The organism is Moraxella tetraodonis (assembly GCF_022359095.1).
Lineage (GTDB): Bacteria > Pseudomonadota > Gammaproteobacteria > Pseudomonadales > Moraxellaceae > Faucicola > Faucicola tetraodonis.
The window spans coordinates 2433789-2439788 of sequence record NZ_JACSYB010000001.1; the positions used below are offsets into that span (position 1 = coordinate 2433789).

At 32.6% G+C, this 6000-nt stretch carries 3 protein-coding genes and 1 pseudogene; 3 read left to right on the top strand and 1 reads right to left on the bottom strand.

What is annotated here, in order from left to right; genetic code table 11:
- Window positions 1-61: 61 nt before the first annotated feature.
- A pseudogene (locus tag H9W84_RS10765) lies at window positions 62-1384 on the bottom strand (IS3 family transposase).
- A 321-nt stretch (window positions 1385-1705) separates the two neighbouring features.
- Here H9W84_RS10765 and H9W84_RS10770 point away from each other — a divergent pair.
- The 3 genes from H9W84_RS10770 to H9W84_RS10780 all read left to right on the top strand — a co-directional run bounded on the left by H9W84_RS10770 (window position 1706) and on the right by H9W84_RS10780 (window position 5877).
- Complete coding sequence (locus H9W84_RS10770) at window positions 1706-3346, top strand: histidine kinase (RefSeq protein ID WP_239743559.1); 1641 nt, start codon at window positions 1706-1708, stop codon at window positions 3344-3346.
- A 1-nt stretch (window position 3347) separates the two neighbouring features.
- Window positions 3348-4268 (top strand): response regulator, encoded by a 921-nt coding sequence (locus H9W84_RS10775; RefSeq protein ID WP_100274276.1) that lies wholly within the window; start codon window positions 3348-3350, stop codon window positions 4266-4268.
- 784 nt (window positions 4269-5052) lie between these two features.
- Entirely contained in the window at window positions 5053-5877 is an 825-nt protein-coding gene (locus tag H9W84_RS10780) for a hypothetical protein (protein ID WP_239743561.1), read from the top strand.
- Window positions 5878-6000 lie beyond the last annotated feature (123 nt).

Below are 6000 nucleotides of genomic sequence, written 5' to 3' on the forward strand. Positions count from 1 at the left end.
TATTCACAATAGAAGGTGACCCCTGCTGTCAACAACGGAATAAAACACTTGGTAGATTATGTCAGGCAGCCTGACGATAAAAGTCCTAGAAACCCCCGCAGGTGACTTAAATCCTAACCCTTTTTGTATTCGTTGACGGTTGTAAAAAATCTCAATATATCTGGTCACATCAACGATGGCTTGATGACGAGTTTCATAAATTTTATGGTAAACAAGCTCGTTTTTTCTTGCGAAGCAGTGCTTCTCACCCAAGAAGCTCTCAATAGGGGCATTATCGTAGCATGAACGAGGAATAGCAAAGCACTGCTTTGCCCGAGTGCAAGGCGAAGGCTATGCCTGAGTACCTTTTCGGCTCATAGAACCAGCAAAGCCATGCTTTTGAATGATTTGGCGGTATTGATGACTGCAATACTAGCTACCTCGGTCAGAATGCATAATTAAGCCTTTTGCAGGGCGTTTATACCTGATGGCATTATTCAACGCTTGGCACACTAAATCCGCTGCCATTCGCTTGTTTAAAGCATAGCCTACAATCTCTTTGCTTGCTATACAGGTCTTTGACCGCTGTCAAGTACACCCAGCCTTCATTTGTCCAGATATAGGTAATGTCGCTGACCTGAGGGGTACTGCTCCGCAAGAATCTTTTCGATGTTAGGAGCTACCACGTCAAATTGCTGTTCTAGCAAATTTGGATAAACAGGCTTATTATGATTTGAGTCAGTGGTGACTTTAAATCGTTTGTGGCGTTTGCAGTAAATCCCATGTTCTTGTTTAATATGAAGCACCATGTAGGGGCTAATATTATGTCCTTGGCTGATTAGATATTGATGTAGCCGTTCATGCCCATAGCTTTCTTTGGTGTCAATGTGGGCTGATTTGACTAAAATTTCACAACGATTATGGTGCTGTTTGCGTTTGCTAATCCCACGATTAAGCCAGTCATAGTAGCCCGATATTGATACGTCAAATAGCTTTGCTATGCGAGTCAGGCTGAACTGTAACCGATTTTGCTGCATGAAGGCGTACTTGGCTATTGGTACTCAAGCATAGCTCTCGCCTTGCGTCGGAGCGAAGCAGTGCTTCGCTTATCCCTCCTCATTGGCAAAGTACGCCGTTGCCTTTTTTAAGATTTCTCGTTCTTCTTAAGCGATTTTGAGTTGTTTTTTAAGGTCTTTGATTTCATCCAAGGCGGCTATAAGTTCAGGGTTATAGTTTGTGTGCCTGCAAGTACACCGCTTTCAGCCTTTCTGTGCCAGTTCGCTAATGTGTTCATCGGTATGCCGAGTTTTTTGGCGGTTTGGCTGATATTGTCTTTATTTTCTTTGATTTTGGCGATGGCTTCAGCTTTGAAACTTCCACTGTATTCTGTTCTTTTCTTGGTCATGGTAAACTACTGTTTAGGTTATTAGTTTACCAAATATTTTCTTCCGTTTTTTTCAGCATACATCAAACCAAGAAGCTGCTAATTTTCTTGCTGACCAACATTGGCAGACTAACGTACTGAATAAAATAAAACTAATAACCGATTTAAGTAGACCAGTGTGCCTTGGATTATCTATTTGTGAACATAATCGCTTCACTGGGACACGAAATTAATGAAAAGAAAATTGAAGAACAAAGCAAATAAATAATAAGATTTAAAATAGCTGACCCTTCTTAAATCCCTTAGTGACTAATTCACTCAATTTATGTCTAGACAAAATATATGAAAAATTTAACTTTTAAAGTCGTATCAATATCTTTTCTGATTTCTTTAAGCATATTTTTTGTAATTAGCTATTTTTCTTTTCTATCCTACCAGACTTCTATGTCAAGGGTCTTAAATATTGAAAAAGGAATTATCGGTGAATTTTTACCCTATAAGATTTCCGCAGCTATGATGAATCACGAATCAAAAGAAACCATTCAAAAGATGATTGATTCTAATAAACGAGTTTTCAATATCATTATCACTGACTGTCCTCTTTTATCGAATGAATGTAGCAATCAGAAAATTTTATTTACTCAAAATAATTTTAATGATACTTCTTTGTTAAAAGGTGAAAGTTGGTTTCCTTTAAGAAATCCGCCACCTCTTTATAGTGAGAAGCTATTGCAAAATTATAAAACAGGAAATTTTGCCGATAAGCAAACTACTAATGAAGGAGATGTAATAGGAAGAGTGTATGTTCTTGAACGTCAAGACATGAAACAAAGAACGCTTTTAAACACCCTAGCGTTTAGAATAAATAAATGGCTAGAAAGGCTAAAAACCGGTAAATTTTCAAACGATGCTTATATGTATGACAAAAATGCTGGATTATCCTTACTATTGTTCTTCATTTTCTGTAGTTTAGGATGGTTACAAAATAAAAGAACGAATGAAAAATTAGAAAGTACTAAATCAATCTCGCAGCTAAGAGAAGAAAATAGTCTATTAAAAAATGAACAAACGCAACTTTCCTTAAATATTGCAAGCCTACAACAATATAAAGAAGGCCAAGAGGAAGAATTAAGGAAACTTTCTCTTGCGAAAGAAGGATTAATCAAAGAACATGAAACTTTAATCGATAAGTATAATTTTATTCTAAATTATACAATGGCAAACAAGTATTTGTTAGAAAGTGAATTTACAGCCCCTTTAAATAATCAAATTCAAAAACTTAACTTGATTATCGAAGGTCTGGCTAAGAGAGTATTTTACGATACTAAAGATGCCTTACACGACATCAATAAAGCACCTATTCTGAGGGATGAAAACATATTTTTAGAGCAAGATATAAAGATACTTCATGATAAGCTAATCAAATCAAGAGACACATTACAGTGGACTACTGATAATGTTCGAAAACTTACCAACCTAGGGATTGAGAAATTTAACTTGAAAGATGAATTAATTGATTTCTTTCAAAAACTTCCACCAATGGCAAGTGCAGATAGTATAGAGATTAGTTTCACGTTAGATAATGATCAACCTATGTTTATAGTGGCAAATCCCTATCATATTAGGGCAATTGTCAAAAATGTTCTTTATAATTCAATTTCAGCTTTAAATGATATCAAATATATTGAATATTATTCAAACCCTGATGAGTTTAAAGGTAATATAGCTGTCAGTTGTGGCCAATTTGATTCGGATTATTGTTATATTCAAATTAGCGATGATGCAGGGGGCGTTCCAGAAAACTTTATTGAAAACCTATACGTTTCGAACGAAAAGGTTAATCCCGATAGTGGCAAATTAGAAGGTAACGGAAGTGTCATAGTAAATTCATACTTATCTATGTACAACGCTAAAGTCCTAAAAAGAAATACTGAAAATGGTTTCGAAGTAAAATTTCTATTTTTAATAAACAGGGATAATTAATATGAATAATATTGTCTTACTTGATGATGAACAGGAAATCTTAGAGCAATTTTCTGGTTTTGTAAAAAATATGGGATATACTCCTTACACTTGTCGAAACATTTCGGAAGTGTTGAGAGTAAGAGATGAAATTTATGCACGAGATGAACGCATAACCCTTTTTATTTTAGATCATGAACTGGGTGGAGAAACTAGTTTAAAATTACTTAGACTTTTTGATAAGAAAAATTTCCAAGATTATAAAAACAAATTTATTGTTGCAACTGGTCATGCAAAAGATGAAATAACCCATGATTATGCAAAATTTGGTTCTATGGGCCACTTAATAAAGCCTATCCATGAAAATCAATTTAGGCAGACAGTACAGCATACGATTAAAAGAATTGAATATGCTGAAGCACAAAGAGAAGACTGGGAATCTGCTTTTGAATTACTCGAAAGCGAAGGGTTAATTGATTCAGTGGATGAATTAAAGAAAAATAATGAGGAAATTAACAGTCAATATCTTGCTCTGAAACAAATATATGATGACCTAGTAGAGGATCTAAAAGATAAAAATGGTGAAGACATTGCTAAAGCCTATGAATCTGCTGGTAATTCAATTAACCGTATTTCTGGAGGATTTAATTTAATTTTTGATATTAACCAGAACTTAAAACTTAGTGATAGATTTACCGAGGATGCAAAAGAGGTGTACGGCACTAATAAAATCTTATTCTTTAGCCTTTTAAATTATATGAGACGTATCGATGACGCTCCTCTGTCTTATCGTATTAAATATTTAACTAGCACAAAAGGCTTATACGAATATAGAACTGGTAGAGACTATCGTCTCTATTTTACTAAAACGGATAACAAAATTCAGTTAGAACGTTTTGGTCATAAAAATATACAAGAAAAAATAATTGAAACTTATCGTTAGTACTTCATTTTCAATTAACGAAGGTAGAGGTGGTGGCAGCTTTACGTTGGGCAGGGTTTAGTTCGTCAAGCAAGTTATTGATGGTCATAGTAAAGGAAATTGGCTAATAAGCATTGGTTTAGGCTAACAAACTATATAGATGTTGTCTAATTATATTCTTGATGTGTTAGATTGATAAATCACTTTTATAGGCGTATTCGTATTGGATTTTTGTTCTATTTAATAAATATGCGTTATTTATATTTAATTAAAAAAATATTGAATTTCATTAAACATCCAAATTCACGGTCGGGGTCATTCTAAAAAATTATAAAAAAAGCGTGGTCACAAAATGGTCACGTTTTGGTCACGGTCTAAAAATTTGTAAAAAATTGATTAGTTAAATTAACAAAGCATTTTTAGTAAAAAAAGGGGCACAAAGCTTGAAAGCCTTGATACAGGCGGATTTATAGACAATAAAAAAGCCTAACTATTAAGTTAGGCTTTCTTGAATTTGGAGCGGGAAACGTGAACAAAACAATCAATATAAATCATTGATAATTATATAAATATTTAAATCAATCAATTTAAAACACCCTTAAAAGTAACACTAAATTTAGTGTCCTACATATTGAAAAATATCATAGACAATAGATGAACGAAAAATGTAGTATTTTGTAATTATAAGATTATTTATGTCTGAGATCTATTGTATGCGTAGAATTTGTTGACATGTTAAAGCTGTAAGACAATATTGAACAGAATATATTGAGATAATAATAGTATCATAAATTAAGGATTTTATATGAATGAAGAATTTCCAGATTTAGAAGCTCCAAATTTAGATTTTCCAAATGACAACCTTGCTGTAGCATATGAATTTTTTCTTAATTACTACTTGCATCCATATGATATTGCTATCGAGTTGTTTGATTTTCCTGATGTTATAAAAAATCCATTTGATAATGAAGAGATTAGTAAGGCTGCGAAAAAAAACCTAGTCACCAAAAAAAATGTAGAAAATTTTGTTTTATTAAAAATTCTTGATAGAAAATATCGTGAATTTGCTGAAACTAGAAGTATTGAAGTAACTGAGCCAAAGGCTGCTATTGAGCATTATTTATTTCCTGATAGAGTACTTGAAGTTAGTGGCATTGATTTTATTAATGAAGTAAAAAGACTTACTAATGGAAAAGTTGCACAGTACTTATGTGCTTATTTTTTAAATATAAATCTAAGTAAGCAAGCTTATAAAGATGGTAATTATTTATCATCAAACATGTTATATCACATGGCTTTAAGCAATTTGATTCAATTGAAACTCCTTTTAGGCAAAGACCTATTGTTGGATGTTAATGGTATATATCATAACATTTCAAAGGTAAATGGCGGTAAAGGTGGTAAAAAGAAAGCAGATAAAAAAGAAGGAGTTAAGAAAAAGTTTTTAGACTATCATGATAAACATTGTTCAATGATAAATAAATCTGGAAAATATCATTTTTCTCCCCCAAAAGCTGCAGAAAAAATTTTAAATGAAATTGGTAATTCTGATGAAAATGGTAAATACGAATTTGAAGTAAATTCTTTAGCTAATATAATAAGACAACATAGAAAGTCGCTTAAATCATAACAATAAGTACTAATTAAGATAATTCTAAGGCAATTTACGACAGTAAATTGCCTTTTTTTATTTTTTAAACTCAGATCGTAAATTTTTGTAATAAAAATATCATTGTAGCTAGTAGCGTTAAGC